Origin of the sequence: Imhoffiella purpurea, from assembly GCF_000585215.1 — a bacterium.
Classification (GTDB): Bacteria; Pseudomonadota; Gammaproteobacteria; order Chromatiales; family Chromatiaceae; genus Imhoffiella; species Imhoffiella purpurea.
This window is the reverse complement of sequence record NZ_AONC01000003.1, coordinates 91,685-106,118: the sequence shown is the minus strand read 5'-3', so window position 1 is coordinate 106,118 and position 14,434 is coordinate 91,685. Positions and strand designations below refer to the sequence as shown.

At 65.9% G+C, this 14,434-nt stretch carries 13 protein-coding genes; 11 read left to right on the top strand and 2 right to left on the bottom strand.

Annotated features, from left to right (window positions below; genetic code table 11):
- The first annotated feature begins 253 nt into the window (after window positions 1-253).
- Both bchE and D779_RS01545 read left to right on the top strand, forming a co-directional pair.
- On the top strand, window positions 254-1,894 hold the full coding sequence (bchE, locus tag D779_RS01550; RefSeq protein ID WP_043748374.1) for a magnesium-protoporphyrin IX monomethyl ester anaerobic oxidative cyclase: 1,641 nt from the start codon (window positions 254-256) through the stop codon (window positions 1,892-1,894).
- 203 nt (window positions 1,895-2,097) lie between these two features.
- Window positions 2,098-3,666: a cobyric acid synthase gene (locus D779_RS01545; protein ID WP_043748372.1), complete on the top strand. Its 1,569-nt coding sequence runs from the start codon at window positions 2,098-2,100 to the stop codon at window positions 3,664-3,666.
- 15 nt (window positions 3,667-3,681) lie between these two features.
- Here D779_RS01545 and D779_RS01540 read toward each other — a convergent pair whose 3' ends face one another.
- The gene (locus tag D779_RS01540) at window positions 3,682-4,260 is read right to left on the bottom strand and encodes a Uma2 family endonuclease (protein WP_043748369.1); all 579 of its coding nucleotides are present in this window, start codon (window positions 4,258-4,260) and stop codon (window positions 3,682-3,684) included.
- A gap of 73 nt (window positions 4,261-4,333) precedes the next feature.
- On the opposite strand from D779_RS01540, the gene D779_RS01535 reads away from it, so the two are divergent.
- The 9 genes from D779_RS01535 to D779_RS01495 all read left to right on the top strand — a co-directional run bounded on the left by D779_RS01535 (window position 4,334) and on the right by D779_RS01495 (window position 13,874).
- The gene (locus tag D779_RS01535) at window positions 4,334-4,663 is read left to right on the top strand and encodes a cysteine-rich small domain-containing protein (RefSeq protein ID WP_043748366.1); all 330 of its coding nucleotides are present in this window, start codon (window positions 4,334-4,336) and stop codon (window positions 4,661-4,663) included.
- Window positions 4,664-4,689: 26 nt separating this feature from the next.
- Window positions 4,690-5,055, top strand: a complete 366-nt coding sequence (locus tag D779_RS01530; RefSeq protein WP_043748363.1) for a CidA/LrgA family protein — start codon at window positions 4,690-4,692, stop codon at window positions 5,053-5,055.
- On the top strand, window positions 5,052-5,786 hold the full coding sequence (locus tag D779_RS01525; RefSeq protein WP_043748361.1) for an LrgB family protein: 735 nt from the start codon (window positions 5,052-5,054) through the stop codon (window positions 5,784-5,786). The genes D779_RS01530 and D779_RS01525 overlap by 4 nt, the downstream gene beginning before the upstream one ends.
- A 69-nt stretch (window positions 5,787-5,855) precedes the next feature.
- Entirely contained in the window at window positions 5,856-6,299 is a 444-nt protein-coding gene (locus D779_RS01520) for an acyl-CoA thioesterase (protein WP_081763268.1), read from the top strand.
- Window positions 6,300-6,557: 258 nt separating this feature from the next.
- On the top strand, window positions 6,558-10,316 hold the full coding sequence (gene metH, locus D779_RS01515; RefSeq protein ID WP_043748359.1) for a methionine synthase: 3,759 nt from the start codon (window positions 6,558-6,560) through the stop codon (window positions 10,314-10,316).
- 1 nt (window position 10,317) lies between these two features.
- On the top strand, window positions 10,318-10,884 hold the full coding sequence (gene cobU, locus D779_RS01510; protein ID WP_052347665.1) for a bifunctional adenosylcobinamide kinase/adenosylcobinamide-phosphate guanylyltransferase: 567 nt from the start codon (window positions 10,318-10,320) through the stop codon (window positions 10,882-10,884).
- 307 nt (window positions 10,885-11,191) lie between these two features.
- Window positions 11,192-12,073: an ABC transporter substrate-binding protein gene (locus tag D779_RS01505; RefSeq protein ID WP_081763271.1), complete on the top strand. Its 882-nt coding sequence runs from the start codon at window positions 11,192-11,194 to the stop codon at window positions 12,071-12,073.
- An 8-nt stretch (window positions 12,074-12,081) separates the two neighbouring features.
- Window positions 12,082-13,080, top strand: coding sequence for a FecCD family ABC transporter permease (locus D779_RS01500; protein ID WP_043748356.1), 999 nt, complete (start codon window positions 12,082-12,084; stop codon window positions 13,078-13,080).
- Window positions 13,077-13,874 carry an ABC transporter ATP-binding protein gene (locus D779_RS01495; protein ID WP_043748354.1) on the top strand — a complete coding sequence of 266 codons (798 nt, stop codon included), beginning with the start codon at window positions 13,077-13,079 and terminating at the stop codon, window positions 13,872-13,874. Before D779_RS01500 ends, D779_RS01495 begins: the two co-directional genes overlap by 4 nt.
- A gap of 102 nt (window positions 13,875-13,976) precedes the next feature.
- Here D779_RS01495 and D779_RS01490 read toward each other — a convergent pair whose 3' ends face one another.
- Window positions 13,977-14,387: a cobalamin biosynthesis protein gene (locus D779_RS01490; protein ID WP_043748352.1), complete on the bottom strand. Its 411-nt coding sequence runs from the start codon at window positions 14,385-14,387 to the stop codon at window positions 13,977-13,979.
- Window positions 14,388-14,434 lie beyond the last annotated feature (47 nt).

The window sequence follows — 14,434 nt, the reverse complement described above, 5'->3', positions numbered from 1 at the left end:
CCGGATCCGGAGGTGGATCGTTAACGTGGCGATTCTAATGAGTCGTTGGTATGATCGCCAACTTGATTTGGATTTCGCCCTCGTTGTGTTTATCGGGGCGAATGCGCCCGTTCAACCAATGCCCCTATTCATCTAGAGGTTGCTTGGGTCGTCGGGATTGATGCAGTCTCCCGGTCGCGATACGTCGATGTCTCATCGCCGCCGCTCGTCGTGCGTCTCCTGATCGACCGTTCTTGATTACCCGGAGCTGACAATGCGAATCCTTTTTGTCCACCCGAACTATAGCGCCGGTGCCGCCGACATCGCTGGCAACTGGTCGCCAGCCTGGGTCGCCTATCTGGCAGGCTATCTCAAGTCGGGGGGCTACCAAGACTATCAATTCGTCGATGCCCTGGTGGACAATCTGGATGACGATCAACTGCGCGTCGCCATCCGCGACGCCAAGCCGGACATCGTCGCCACCACGGCCATGACGCCCATGATCTATGCGGCGCAGACCCTGCTCAAGATCGCCAAGGAGGAGTGTCCCAACGCACTCACGGTGCTGGGCGGCATTCATGCCACCTTCATGTACGATCAGGTGCTTAACGAGGCTCCCTGGATCGACGTCATCATCCGCGGCGAGGGCGAGGCCGTCACCCTGAATCTGGTGCGTTCCTACGATCAGACCGGCTGGCCTGGCGACCGCGAGAAGGTCCAGGGCATCGCCTATCTGGACGACAACCAGCAGGTCGTCGCCACCCCGGCCGAGCCGTCCATCAAGGACGTCGACTCCATCTGGCCGGACTGGGGCATCCTGGAGTGGAAGAAATACATCTACATCCCGCTCGGCGTGCCGGTCGCGACCCCCAATATGGCGCGCGGCTGTCCCTTCACCTGCAGCTTCTGCTCGCAGTGGAAGTTCTGGCGCGACTATCGCGTGCGCGATCCAAAGCGCATGGTCGACGAGATCGAAGAGCTGGTGAAGGTCCACGGCGTCGGCTTCTTCATCCTGGCCGACGAAGAACCCCAGATCAACAAGAACAAGTTCGTCGAGTTCTGTCAGGAACTGATCGACCGCGACCTCGGCATCCACTGGGGCATCAATACCCGCGTGACCGACGTCATGCGTGACGAGGAGCTGCTGCCCTTCTATCGCAAGGCGGGTCTGGTGCACATCTCGCTCGGCACCGAGGCGGCGGCGCAGTTGAATCTGGACCGTTTCGTCAAGGAGACTACGGTTGCCCAGAACAAGCGCGCCATCGAGCTGCTGCAGGAGAACGGCATCGTCACCGAGGCGCAGTTCATCGTCGGTCTCGAGAACGAGACCCGCGAGACCCTGGAAGAGACCTATCAGATGGTCATGGACTGGGGCGCCGACATGGCCAACTGGTCCATGTACACGCCCTGGCCCTTCGCCGACATGTATGCCGAGATGGGCGACCGGGTCGAGGTCTTCGACTATTCCAAGTACAACTTCGTCTCGCCCATCATGAAGCCGGACAACATCGACCGCGCCGAGCTGCTCGACGGGGTCATGGCCAACTACCGGCGCTTCTACATGAAGCGGATGTTCTTCCAGTACCCCTGGGTGAAGGACCCCTTCCGCCGCAAGTATCTGATCGGCTGCATCAAGGCATTCCTCAAGAGCGCCATGGAGCGCCGCTTCTACCAGCTGGGCAAACAGAACTACTGGGGTCCGCTGTTCAAGAAGTTCATCAAGTTCGACTACGACAAGAGCAAGGCCAAGATCGTCGAGCCGGATCACAACGCCTGGAAGAAGGCGCCTCCGGCCAAGCGGCCGGCGGTCAGCGTCGCGGGTGCGGCGCCTCAGGCCTGCGCCGGTCCCAAGGCGTGCGGCGGCGGCGACCAGCAGATGACCGAGGAGCAGGTCAAGCAGTACGAGAATGCTTGATTGGTAGCTGTCAGCTACCAGCTTCCAGCCTCCAGCTGTCGTTTGCCGAGGTTTTCGCCTCTTCGGTCATGTCTTGGCAAGGCATTCGACTGACTGCAACAAGCTGGTAGCTGGCCGCTGGAGGCTGATAGCTTTCCTTCTGATCCTGGCCCGCATTCGTTCGATGACGGATGCGGGCCTTGCCGTTTAGGACGATTGACCGCATGACCGATTCCGCTCCCTCCATCTCCATCGAACTGCCGCCCCTCGTCGAGCACGGGCCGCGTCGCGCCCGCGTGCTCATGATCCAGGGTACCGCCTCGGACGTCGGCAAGAGCATGCTGGTCGCCGGGCTGTGCCGGGCCTACAGCCGCCGCGGGCTCGTGGTGCGGCCTTTCAAGGCGCAGAACATGAGCAACAACGCGGCCGTGACGCTCGATACGGACGCCGCCCCGGGTCCGGGCGGCGAGCAGCCGCGCGGCGAGATCGGGCGTGCCCAGGCGCTGCAGGCACGTGCCTGCGGTGTGCCGCCCTCGATCCACATGAACCCGGTCCTGCTCAAGCCCCAGACCAATGTCGGCTCCCAGGTGGTGCTGCGCGGGCGGGTGCTCGGCAACTGTCCGGCCCGTGTCTATCATGAGATGCGCCAAGGTCTGATGCCGGCGGTGCTCGACAGCTTCGAGCGTCTCTGCGCCGAGGCCGATCTGGTGCTGGTCGAGGGTGCGGGCAGCGGCGCCGAGATCTATCTGCGCCAGTGCGACATCACCAACATGCATTTCGCCGAGCGTGCCGACATCCCGGTGGTGATACTGGGCGATCTCGACAAGGGCGGTACCATGGCCTCGCTGGTCGGCACCTGGCTGCTGCTCGACCAGGCCGACCGCGAGCGGGTCGTGGGCTATCTCGTCAACAAGTTCCGGGGCGACTTTTCGCTGTTCGAGCCGGCCTGCGAGACCATTACCGAGATCACCGGCTGGCCCTTCCGAGGGGTGGTGCGCTGGTTCGAGGGCGCGAGCCGGCTGCCGGCCGAGGACTCGCTGGCCCTGGAGCGTCCGGCCGAGACCCGCGGCGGCACGCTCAACGTCGTGATTCCGCGTCTGTCGCGCGTGGCCAACTTCGACGACATGGATCCGCTGGCCGCCGAGCCGAGCGTCAATCTGCGTTGGATCGAGCCCGGACACCCGATCCCGGCCGAGACCGACGTCGTCATCCTGCCTGGGTCCAAGGCGACCCGCACCGATCTGGCGGTGCTGCGCCGCGAGGGCTGGGACATCGACATCCTCGCCCACGTGCGCCGCGGCGGGCGCGTGGTCGGGCTCTGTGCCGGCTATCAGATGCTCGGCCGGGTGGTGCGCGATCCGCAGGGTATCGAGGGCGAACCGGGCGAGACCCCGGGGCTCGGTCTGTTGGACATCGAGACCGAGATCGGCGGCGAGAAGCGTCTGATCGACCTCGAGGTCACCGACACGCGCAGCGGCTGCCGGGTCAGCGGATACGAGATGCACATGGGCCGCACCACCGGCCCCGGCCTGGAACGCCCCTGGCTGCTGCTCGACGACGGCCATGGCGAGGTTCGGCCCGAGGGCGCCATCTCGCCGGAAGGGCGGGTGATGGGCGGCTATCTGCACGGCATCTTCGGCGCCGACGACTTCCGCGCCCACTGGCTGGAACAGGTCGGCGCCCAGGCCGCGCGGATCGATTTCGAGGCACGCATCGAGGCCGCCCTGGACGAGCTCGCGGACCACTTCGAGGCCAACCTGGATCTGGATGCCTTGCTGGCGCTGGCGCGGTGAGGTGTCCGGGAAGGCTTATCCTTGCGGGGTGAGCTCCACATCCTCGTAGATATCGTCGAGCGAGAAGGCGATGTCGAGCCCGCCGCACTGGAACCTCAGGTCGCCTTCCTGCTCGAAGATCTGGTGTCGCCAGACCTCGTCCGCTCCCAGGCTGTAGAGCTCGACCTGGCGGCGTTCCTGGCTGACCAGGATGTAATAGCGCAGTGCCTCGAGCGTTCGGTAGGCGATGAGCTTTTCTCGACGGTCGATCACCTCGGTGGAGGGTGAGAGCACCTCGACGATGAGGCAAGGGGCCTCCTTGTAGAGCGCGGCACCGTCCTCGCCATCGCAGGTCAGGAGCACGTCCGGATAATAGAAGGCGTCGTGCTTCTGCACGCGAGCCTTCATATCGCTGATGAAGGCGCCACAAGGGGTTCCGCGCGTCGCGGCCCTCAGATGGAAGAAGACGTTGCCGGCAATGCGGTTGTGCGCCTCTCCCGCTCCGGCCATGGCGAACAGCCGGCCGGCCACGTATTCGTGCCGGATGTCGCTCGATTGCTCTCCGGTCAGATAGTCTTCCATGGTGACGCAAGGGATTTGTTCGGCCAGGTTCATCTCGACACCTCGGGTGGCTGATCGAATCTCACTTCCAGTATAACCATCCGCTTCCGGTTTCCGTTTCGATTCCATGCAGCCCAAAGACACCACGCATAACGAATCCTACAAGGGATTCAGCAACCGAGCCTGTCCCTTCTTCCCCTGTCACCAGGGCGTGAGGCGCGAATTCAACTGTCTCTTCTGCTACTGTCCGCTGATCGCCTACGAGTGCCCCGGGCCCTATCGGCTCTACACTGACCGGAACGGCCTGGTGCGCAAGGACTGTTCCGACTGCCGGCTTCCGCACGACGGTTACGCGGCCTCCTGGTCCTTCATCCAGAAATGGCTGAAGCGGCCTCGGATCTGGAGCGGTCGGGCGCAACACCAACCTTACGCCACGGCGCGCCGGCGCGATCCCTGACACCGAGTCGAGAATCCAGGACCATCATGCTCGAGGCCTTGACGCTCATCTTTTCCTGCCAACTGCTGGGCGAAAGTCTGGTGAGACTGCTGGATCTGCCGCTGCCCGGTCCGGTGGCCGGGATGCTCATCCTGTTCGCCGGCCTGGCGATTCGCGGGGGCATTCCGAGTGAGGTGGAACGGGCCGGTGCCACGCTGCTCGGCCATCTGCCGCTGCTCTTCGTTCCCGCCGGGGTGGGCGTCATGGTGCACTGGAATCTGCTGCGCGAGCATTGGCTGGCATTGGCTGTAGCCCTTCTGCTCGGAACCCTGATCACCCTGGTCGTGACCGCCCTGACCATGAGCGGAATTCAGTGGCTGATGCGACGTTTGCGTGGAGGCGATCACTCGTGAGTCAGGCCCCCTTCGAAACCCTTTGGGTCTATCTGGCCGAGACGCCGCTCTTCTGGCTCACGGCGACCCTGATCGCCTGGCTCGGCGCGCTGAGGCTGCATAGGCGGGCGGGCAGTCTCGCCCTGCTCAATCCAGTGGTCATGACCATCGGATTGCTGATCGGTCTGCTGTTGCTTACTGGAACGCCCTATGCAATCTATTTCGACGGCGCCCAGTTCATCCACTTCCTGCTCGGACCCGCCACGGTCGCGCTGGCGATCCCGCTCTATCGGCTGCGTGCGGATTTGCAGGCCCTGGCGATCCCCATCCTGGCCGCGCTGCTCGTGGGCGCGCTGGTCGCCGCGATCAGCGCCGTGGGCCTGGCCGCGGCGCTCGGGGCGGATCGGACGATCCTGCTCTCGCTGGCTCCGAAATCGGTCACCACGCCCGTGGCCATGGGCATCTCGGAGCAGCTGGGTGGGATTCCGGCGCTCACCGCCGCGCTGGTGGTGCTCACCGGCCTGGTCGGCGCGCTCTTCGGCGTGGGTCTGCTGCGCCGGCTCGGCATCCGCGACCCGGCGGTCACCGGCATCGCGCTCGGCACGGCGGCGCACGGCATCGGGACCGCGAGGGCCTTCCAGCTCGGCAATCGCGAGGGCGCCATGTCGGGGCTCGCCATGGCCCTGTCGGCCATCGTCAGCGCCCTGCTGCTGCCCCCACTGATGCGCTGGCTGGGTCTCCTCGACGGCTAGGCCCCAAAGGCGCCTGGGTTATCCTTAAAGAATCGAACCGCAAAGGCGCGAAGCGCGCAAAGAGGAATCATGGATAGAGTCGATCCGGCCATGCCGCGTCTGACCGACCCACGTACCTGGCAGCTGACCGTACGGCTGTTCGCCATGCCCAAGGACACCAACGCCTATGGCGACATCTTCGGCGGCTGGCTGCTGTCGCAGGCGGACCTCGCCGGGGGTGCCATCGCCGTGCAGGTGGCTCAGGGGCGGGTGGCGACGGTCGCGGTGAAGGAGTTCCAGTTCATGGCGCCCGTGCTGGTCGGGGATCTGGTCGAGGGGTTCGCCCGGCTGGTCAGGGTCGGGCGGAGCTCGATGACGATCGAGGTCCAGATCTGGGCCCAGCGCGAGCCCGATCCGCAGAGTCGGCATCAGGTCGCGGCGGCCAATTTCACCTACGTCTCCGTCGACGAGAACGGGCGGTCCAAACCCGTTCCCAACGCTTCCGAACTCGCCGAGGGGTTGACTCGGGTTTAAGGGATCCTGGTGGCTCGCGGTCGCTCGAACCGGGCATGGGGCGAGAAGGCAGCGGCCATTTCTGGTATCGTTCGTCCTCTTTCGAGTTCAGGTCTCGAATACGCTTGGTGACGGATATTGCGCGATTGCGTCTCCGTCCGAACTCGCTTTTCGGGTCTTCCGAACCCATCGGGGACCGGCGTCGCTCGATCACCTGTCGTCTTTCCACGCGTCCACGCACTCCCAATGCGTGCGCCGAGACACGATCCACGGATAGTCATGACCGATTCCAACGCACTCATCCGCGAGCGTCTCGAACGCTCCATCCTGATCCTCGACGGTGCCATGGGCACCATGATCCAGCGTCACGGCCTGACCGAGGCCGACTATCGCGGCGAGCGCTTCGCGGACTGGCCGAGCGATCTCAAGGGCAACAACGATCTGCTGGTGCTCACCCGTCCCGACGTGATCGAGGGGATCCATCGGGAATATCTCGAGGCTGGCGCCGACATCATCGAGACCAACAGCTTCAACGCGACCCGCGTGGCCATGGCCGACTACGGCATGGAGGATCTGAGCTACGAGATCAACGTCGCCGCGGCGCGCCTGGCCCGCCGGGCGGCCGATGCGATCGCCACCCAGGATCGACCGCGCTTCGTCGCCGGCGTGCTCGGCCCCACCAACCGAACCGCCTCCATCTCGCCCGACGTCAACGATCCGGGCAAGCGCAACATCGACTTCGACACCCTGGTCGCCGCCTATTCGGAGTCGACGCGCGGTCTGATCGAGGGCGGCGCGGACATCATCCTGATCGAGACCATCTTCGACACCCTCAACGCCAAGGCGGCCATCTTCGCCGTGCGTCAGGTGTTCGACGAGGACGGGGTCGAGCGGCCGATCATGATCTCGGGGACCATCACCGACCAGTCCGGACGCACCCTGACGGGCCAGACCACCGAGGCCTTCTACAACTCGCTGCGTCATGCCGATCCGCTTTCGATCGGACTCAACTGCGCGCTCGGACCCTACGAGCTGCGCCAGTACGTCGAGGAGCTGTCTCGGATCGCCGAGTGCCGGGTCTCGACCCATCCCAACGCCGGTCTGCCGAACGAGCTGGGCGGCTACGATCTGGGGCCGGAGGAGATGGCTACCGAGATCGCCGAGTGGGCGCGCTCTGGCTTCCTCAACATCATCGGCGGCTGCTGCGGCACTACGCCGGATCACATCCGCGCCATCGCCGCGGCGGTCGAGGGCATGACGCCGCGTCCACTGCCGGACATCCAGCCTGCCTGCCGTCTGTCCGGGCTCGAGCCCTTCAACATCGGCGCGGACGCCCTGTTCGTCAACGTCGGCGAGCGTACCAACGTCACCGGCTCGGCGCGCTTCAAGCGTCTGATCAAGGAGGGCGACTACGACACGGCCCTGAGCGTCGCCCAGGAGCAGGTCGAGAACGGCGCCCAGGTGATCGACGTCAACATGGACGAGGGGCTGCTGGACGCGGTCGCGGCCATGCGGCGCTTCCTCAACCTGGTCGCGGCCGAGCCCGAGATCGCCAAGGTGCCGGTGATGATCGACTCCTCCAAGTGGGAGGTGATCGAGACCGGGCTCAAGTGCGTCCAGGGCAAGCCGATCGTCAACTCCATCTCGCTCAAGGAGGGTGAGGAGAAATTCCTCCGCGAGGCGCGGCTGTGCCGGCGCTACGGCGCGGCGGTCATCGTCATGGCCTTCGACGAGGTGGGACAGGCCGACACCCAGGCGCGCAAGATCGAGATCTGCACCCGGGCCTACAAGATTTTGACCGAGCAGGTCGGCTTCCCGGCCGAGGACATCATCTTCGACCCCAACATCTTCGCCGTCGCCACCGGGATCGAGGAGCACGACAACTACGCCGTCGACTTCATCGAGGCGGTGCGCGAGATCAAGCGCACCTTGCCGCACGCCAAGGTCTCGGGCGGCGTCTCCAACGTCTCCTTCTCATTCCGCGGCAACAACCCGGTGCGCGAGGCGATCCATGCGGTCTTCCTCTATCACGCGATCAAGGCCGGGATGGACATGGGCATCGTCAACGCCGGCCAGCTCGCCATCTACGACGATCTGCCCGAGGAGCTGCGCGAGGCGGTCGAGGACGTCATCCTCAACCGGCGCGAGGACGGGACCGAGCGTCTGATCGACATCGCCCCGAAATACAAGGGCGACGGCGCGGTCGAGACCGCCGCCGCGGAGCAGGAGTGGCGCGGCTGGCCGGTCGAGGAGCGTCTCAAGCACGCCCTGGTCAAGGGCATCACCGATTACGTCGACGCCGACACCGAGGAGGCGCGTCAGGCGCTCGGGCGTCCGCTGCTGGTCATCGAGGGGCCGCTGATGGCCGGTATGAACCATGTCGGCGATCTCTTCGGCGAGGGCAAGATGTTCCTGCCCCAGGTGGTCAAGTCGGCGCGCGTGATGAAGAAGGCGGTCGCCTATCTCTTCCCCTTCCTGGAGGCCGAGAAGGCCGCCTCGGGCGAGGCCGCCAAGAGCAACGGACGCATCCTCATGGCCACGGTCAAGGGCGACGTGCACGACATCGGCAAGAACATCGTCGGCGTGGTCCTGCAGTGCAACAGCTACGAGGTCATCGACATCGGTGTCATGGTCCCGGCCGACACCATCCTCCAGCGCGCGCGCGAGGAGAATGTCGACATCATCGGTCTGTCCGGACTCATCACCCCCTCGCTCGACGAGATGGTCCACGTCGCCAAGGAGATGGAGCGTTCCGGGATGGACATGCCGCTGCTGATCGGCGGCGCGACCACGTCCAAGCTGCATACCGCGATCAAGATCGCGCCCCAGCGCGAGGCGCCGGTCATCTATGTCCCGGACGCCTCGCGCGCGGTCGGCGTGGCCTCCAACCTGCTGAGCGACGAGCTGCGCCCGGGCTATGTCGCCTCGATTCGCGAGGACTATGCCCGCGTCCGCGCCGAGCGCGAGGGCCGGGGGACGACGCGCAAATCGATGCCGATCGCCGATGCGCGCGCCAATCGGGTGCCGATCGACTGGTCCACCTATACACCGCCGCGCCCGGCGCTGCTCGAAGAGGGGGTCAGCGAGTCCGCCCCCTGGAGGCTGCAGCTAGAGCCGGCCGGCGGCGGCGTGATCGCCACCATCGCCGATTTCCCGCTCGACGACCTGGTGCGCTGCATCGACTGGCTGCCCTTCTTCAATGCCTGGGAACTGGCGCACAAGAGCTTCCCCGAGATCCTCGACGATGCCGTGATCGGCGAGGAGGCGCGCAAGCTCTACGCCGACGCCCAGACGTTCATGGAGCGTCTGGTGAATGAGCGCTGGCTGGAGGCGCGCGCGGTGCTCGCCTTCTTTCCGGCCAACTCGGCCGGAGCCGACGACATCGCACTCTATGCCGACGCCTCGCGCGGCGAGACGCGGGCCATGCTGCACCATCTGCGTCAGCAGATGCCCAGAGATGCGGCCAAGAACCAGGCCAACTTCTGTCTCTCCGACTTCGTCGCCCCGGTCGGCCAGGACGACTGGATCGGCGCCTTCGCGCTCACCGCCGGCATCGGGATCGACGAACACCTGGCCCGCTTCGAGGCCGATCACGACGACTACGGCGCCATCATGCTCAAGTCGCTGGCCGACCGTCTGGCCGAGGCCTTCGCCGAGCGTCTGCACCAGCTGGTGCGCACCCGCTACTGGGGCTATGCGCCCGACGAATCGCTGGACAACGAGGCGTTGATCGCCGAGAAATACCAGGGTATCCGCCCCGCGCCTGGTTATGCCGCCTGTCCGGATCACACCGAGAAGGGCACCCTCTGGGAGCTGCTGGAGCCCGACCGCCGCGTCGGCATCACCCTGACCGAGAACTTCGCCATGCTGCCGACGGCAGCGGTCTCGGGCTGGTACTTCTCGCATCCCGAGGCACGCTATTTCGGCACCGGCAAGATCCAGAAGGATCAGGTCGAGGACTATGCCGCGCGCAAGGGCATGACCCTGGCCGAGGCCGAGCGTTGGCTCGCCCCCGTGCTCGGCTACGATCCCGCCTAGGATGGGTCGAGCGCAGCGAAACCCATCGAGCGCGTCCTCGGCGGTCCTGGTCTGCGGCCCCGCCCGCAGCGGCAAGAGCGAATGGGCCGAGCGTCTGGCCCACGAGTCGGGCCGTCCGGTCGTCTATGTCGCGACCGCCAGGGAGGATCCGGACGACGCCGACTGGACCGCCCGGATCGAGATCCATCGCCAGCGCCGTCCCGAGCACTGGTCGACCCTCTGCGTTCCGACCGATCTGGAGACGGCGCTGGTCGAGCATGACGGCTCCGACCAGTGCCTACTGGTCGACTCGCTCGGCACCTGGGTCGCCAATCTGGTCGAGCTCGACGACGCCCAGTGGCGCGAACGCGCGGAGCGCCTGGAGGCCGTGGTCGACGGCTGTCGGTCGCCCCTGATCCTGGTCGCCGAGGAGACCGGCTGGGGCGTGATCCCGGCCTATCCGATCGGGCGGACCTTCCGCGACCGGCTCGGCAACCTCATCCGTCGGCTCGGCCCGCGCTGCGCCTCCACCTATCTGGTGACCGGCGGCTACGCACTCGACCTGTCGCTCCTGGGCGACCCCGTTTGAGCGTCGCGTAGGGCGCAATAGCGAAGCGTATTGCGCCGCATGGCATGTAACGGCGAGACTTCGATTGCGCACGTCCGCCTGCACATACGGCGCAATACGGCCGCCCCAAAATCGGGGTGCGGCGACTCATGAAATGGATCACCTGAGTCAAGGCGGCGCGGTCACCTGTTGAGGGCGGCCTATTGCGCCCTACTGATAGGCGAACCCATTGCTTGAGTTCAGGAGAGAGGGTGAACCGCAAAGGCGCCAAGCGCGCAAAGGGTTGTGTCGTGTGGTTATGCTGTGATTCCGAGACCGAAGGATGCGCATGAAGCGGTCATTCATCATTCTTCGCGTCCTTTGCGCCTTTGCGGTTCTGATTCCGATTTCAGCTCCCGTCGCTGCCGATTCCACGGACCTGCCCAAGGTCGTCAGCACCAATCTCTGTGCCGATCTGCTGCTGTTGCGGATCGCCGCGCCGGAGCAGATCCTCTCGGTTTCCACCCAGGCCCAGGATCCGCGCGTCTCTTCCGTCGCCGAGGCCGCGCTAGCCTATCCGCCGAATCGCGGCGGGGTGGAGGATCTCCTCTATCTGAAGCCCGATATGGCCCTGGTCTACACCGGTTGGACGGGACGGCGGCATGCCGAGCTCTTGGCCGGTCGCGGGACGGAGATCGTTGCGATGCCTTATCCGACCACCTGGACGGATACTCTGAAGGCGACCCGCGAGATGGCGGCCCGGATCGGTTGCGCCGAGGCGGGCGAGGCCCGAATCCTCGATGCCGAGGCGCGGATGCGTGTTCTGCGCGAGCGCATCCAGCCCTATCGGGTGCTCTATCTGAGACCGAGCGGAGGCACGGCCGGCTCCGGGACCTATGTCGACGATCTGCTGCGCCTGCTGGGACTGCGCAATGTCGCGGCCGAGGCAGGGTTCGCCGGCTGGGGCCGTTTTCCGCTGGAGCGTCTGGTGACGGCTCCGCCGGATCTGTTTCTGCTCGGGTATTTCGATCGGTCTGGACCTGGAGCCGCCTCGGCCTATGGGCGTCATCCGCTGTTGAGACGGATGTTGGAGCGCATCCCTAGCGTCTCCGTCCCGGTGAAGGACTGGGGTTGCGGCGGACTGGAGCTGGTCGACGCCGCCGAGCGGATCGTCGCCCAGATCGAGTCGCTTCCCGTCCAGCCTAGTCTCATCGGTCAGGCCCATCCCTGATTCCGTCCATGCCCCAGTTTCGATTCCGCTCCTTGATGCTCGTCCTTCTGGTGACCCTGTTGGGGCTCAGCCTGATCTCGCTGTGTTTCGGCGAGGCGCCCCTGTCGCTCGGCGAGGTGATCGCCGGTCTGTTGGGCACGGGCACGGATGAGCAGAGCCTCATCGTGCGGCAGATTCGGCTGCCCAGGGTCGTCCTGGCCTGGCTGGTGGGATTCTCGCTCGGTGCGTCCGGCGCCGCGCTTCAGGGGTTGCTGCGCAATCCGCTCGCCGAGCCGGGGCTGCTCGGTATCTCGGCGAGCGCCGGGCTGGGTGCCGTGGTCGCGCTCTATTTCGGGCTGACCGCAGCCAGTCTCTGGGCGCTTCCGGGTGCCGCCATGACCTTCGCCCTGTTGGCGACCGGCGTTCTTTATGCCCTGACCCAGGCCGGCTCGACCAATCTGACGCTCATCCTCGCCGGAATCGCCCTGACCTCGCTGGCCGGTGCCCTGACGTCGCTCGCGCTCAATCTGGCCCCCAATCCGGGCGGGGTACAGGACATGGTGCTCTGGCTGCTCGGCTCGATCGCCGATCGCAGCTTCGACGACGTGCGGCTCTGTCTGCCCTTCGTCATTGCAGGGCTCGGATTGCTGCTGATGACGGGACCCTCGCTCGACGTGCTGGCGCTGGGGGAGGGCGAGGCGCGCACCCTGGGGGTGGACCTCGGACGTCTGCGCGGGCTCGTCATCCTGGGGTCGGCGCTGAGCGTGGGCGCCACGGTTGCGGTGTCCGGCACCATCGGTTTCGTGGGCCTCGTCGTGCCCCATCTGCTGCGCCGCTTCGTCGACTATCGGCCGGGCCGTCTCCTGTTGCCGAGCGCGCTCGGCGGGGCCGTACTTATCCTGGCCGCCGACATCGCCGTGCGTCTGCTGGACACGCCCAGGGAGCTGATGCTCGGCGTGGTGACGGCGCTCATCGGCGCGCCCTTCTTTCTGGTCCTGGTGTTGCGCTCGCGGAGGGACATGCTGTGAGCCTGCTCCAAGTCTCCGGGCTGGATGTCGTGCTGGGCGGTAAGCCGCTGGTGCGCGGGCTCTCTTTCGCGATCGGGGAGGGCGAACTGCTGGGCCTGATCGGCCCCAACGGGGCGGGCAAGAGCACGGTGGTCAAGGCCATCGCCCAGTTGCTGGATCATGGCGGCGAGATCCGTTTTCGGGGTCGCCCATTGAGCGCCATGCCGGCGCGCGAGCGTGCCTCTTGTCTGGCCTATCTGAGCCAGGAGGATCCGGTTCAATGGCCCATCTCGGTGCGCGATCTGGTCGGGCTCGGGCGTCATCCCTATCGCGGGAGCTGGTGGCGCGGTGCCGGCGGGCCGCGAAAGGGGGATCTGGAGGCGATCGAGTCGGCCATGCGTCTGACCGATGTCTGGCGGCTGCGCGAGCGTCGCGTTACCCAGCTCTCCGGCGGCGAACGGGCCCGCGCTCGTCTGGCGCGGGTGCTCGCCGTCGAGGCGCCGCTGATCCTGGCCGACGAGCCGGTGGCCGCATTGGATCCGCGTCATCAATTGCAGGTGATGCGGCTTCTGCGCTCGGCCTGCCAGAGCGGGCGGGGCGTCCTGGTGGTGCTCCACGACCTGACGCTCGCCAGCCGTTTCTGCGATCGCCTGGTGATGATGGACCGGGGCGAACTGATCGCGACCGGCACGCCCAGCGAGGTGCTGACGGCGGAGAATCTCGCCCGAACCTATGGTGTGCGAGCCGTCATGGGCGAACACGATGGGCAGGGATATGTCGTGCCCTGGGAAACGTCCGAGCCGATGCGATCCTGATGGGTAAAGGGCCGGTAGGGCGCAATAGCGAAGCGTATTGCGCCGCATGGAAAGCCACGCCATCATCGCAAACCCGATCTTACATTCAACCGCCATGGGTCCCTACGCGGGAGCCTCGGCAGGTTGCCAACGTGCGACGGCGATCGTCGCCCCCTTGCCGTCGGGTCCGATATGGCGGAGCTTCTCGACCAGGAGTTGCGGGGCATTCGAGGCGAGCAGGGCGGCGGCCTCGCAGACGCTGGCGGTACCCACCTCCTCGGCGACGCGCGCGGATGGATTGGGGACCCCGACTGCGTCGAGGCGCTCGGCGGGGTAGGTGAGAAATGGCCAGCCATGCCTCTCGGCAAGCGCCAGCAGTGCGGGTTCGTCGGCCTTGCGGACATGGCTGGCGATACAGCGTACCTCCACCGCGCCCAGTCTGCGCAGCGCCTCGGCGATAGCCCCTTCGAGCGTTTCGAGCGCGGTTCCGCGCTGGCAGCCGATCCCGATGACGACAGCTGTGGGTCGGGTCATGAATGGAACCGCAAAGGCGCAAAGGACGCGAAGATAGCGAATACTGT

What these genes read in the sequence shown, in the direction of transcription:
- D779_RS01520 (WP_081763268.1), top strand. Translation starts at nt 5,856, where the DNA reads ATGGATAGAGTCGATCCGGCCATGCCGCGTCTGACCGACCCACGTACC.
- D779_RS01540 (WP_043748369.1), bottom strand. Translation starts at nt 4,260, where the DNA reads ATGAACCTGGCCGAACAAATCCCTTGCGTCACCATGGAAGACTATCTG.
- D779_RS01530 (WP_043748363.1), top strand. Translation starts at nt 4,690, where the DNA reads ATGCTCGAGGCCTTGACGCTCATCTTTTCCTGCCAACTGCTGGGCGAA.
- D779_RS01535 (WP_043748366.1), top strand. Translation starts at nt 4,334, where the DNA reads ATGCAGCCCAAAGACACCACGCATAACGAATCCTACAAGGGATTCAGC.
- D779_RS01500 (WP_043748356.1), top strand. Translation starts at nt 12,082, where the DNA reads ATGCCCCAGTTTCGATTCCGCTCCTTGATGCTCGTCCTTCTGGTGACC.
- D779_RS01505 (WP_081763271.1), top strand. Translation starts at nt 11,192, where the DNA reads ATGAAGCGGTCATTCATCATTCTTCGCGTCCTTTGCGCCTTTGCGGTT.
- D779_RS01490 (WP_043748352.1), bottom strand. Translation starts at nt 14,387, where the DNA reads ATGACCCGACCCACAGCTGTCGTCATCGGGATCGGCTGCCAGCGCGGA.
- bchE (WP_043748374.1), top strand. Translation starts at nt 254, where the DNA reads ATGCGAATCCTTTTTGTCCACCCGAACTATAGCGCCGGTGCCGCCGAC.
- D779_RS01545 (WP_043748372.1), top strand. Translation starts at nt 2,098, where the DNA reads ATGACCGATTCCGCTCCCTCCATCTCCATCGAACTGCCGCCCCTCGTC.
- cobU (WP_052347665.1), top strand. Translation starts at nt 10,318, where the DNA reads ATGGGTCGAGCGCAGCGAAACCCATCGAGCGCGTCCTCGGCGGTCCTG.
- metH (WP_043748359.1), top strand. Translation starts at nt 6,558, where the DNA reads ATGACCGATTCCAACGCACTCATCCGCGAGCGTCTCGAACGCTCCATC.